1 protein-coding gene is annotated in these 563 nt (G+C 42.1%); it reads right to left on the bottom strand.

Annotation, left to right across the window (positions count from 1 at the left end; all coding sequences use genetic code 11):
• Positions 1-468: hypothetical protein (locus ACFFUV_RS23745; protein ID WP_390198471.1), on the bottom strand; the 468-nt coding region annotated here is incomplete at its 3' end.
• Positions 469-563: the final 95 nt, after the last annotated feature.

The following is a 563-nucleotide window of genomic DNA, read 5'->3' as shown; positions in this document are numbered from 1 at the left end:
CTCGCTGACGAAGTTGCTATACCCCTCAACATTCGGTAAGAACAAGGCTGTTTGACGGTCTTCACTACGCATGAAGAGTCCTCCGATTACTTTCTTCGGTTCGATATTGTAACCTTCACCTTCATAAGTCTCACCATCAATGGTAGCAGTCATAGTCACCGCTTCCGCTTTCTTGTTCAGTAACAAGTCATTGATCTTTCCTGCCACGGAAGGTACTTGAAACTGAATATCGGAATCTCCAGCATTAGCAATAGAAGTCCAAGTTGCTCCGGTTGTCAACTTGATCTTGGAAACATCGGCAGCTCCGGTATCAAATGTAACTCCGTCAGAGAGTACCGGCAGCTCAATATCAAAAGCCGCTAAAGTTGCGAGGTCACTATTGACTTTGGACACATAATAAACCTCCTTCATCTGATTAAAGAGCACCTTTAACTCTTTCAGTTTGGTAGTAATAGAAATCTCTGCCATAATCGTATCTTTTTAAGTTTGTGTCATTTGTTTATTATTAGCTTCGCTTGTATTATTAAGGAATGAAAACCGAGTCCGTCATTTCCTCCGGGAAG

This window comes from Vibrio olivae, from assembly GCF_042428525.1.
Lineage (GTDB): Bacteria > Pseudomonadota > Gammaproteobacteria > Enterobacterales > Vibrionaceae > Vibrio > Vibrio olivae.
Note: the sequence above shows the minus strand (reverse complement) of the source record. Positions and strands in the feature narration are given on the sequence as shown.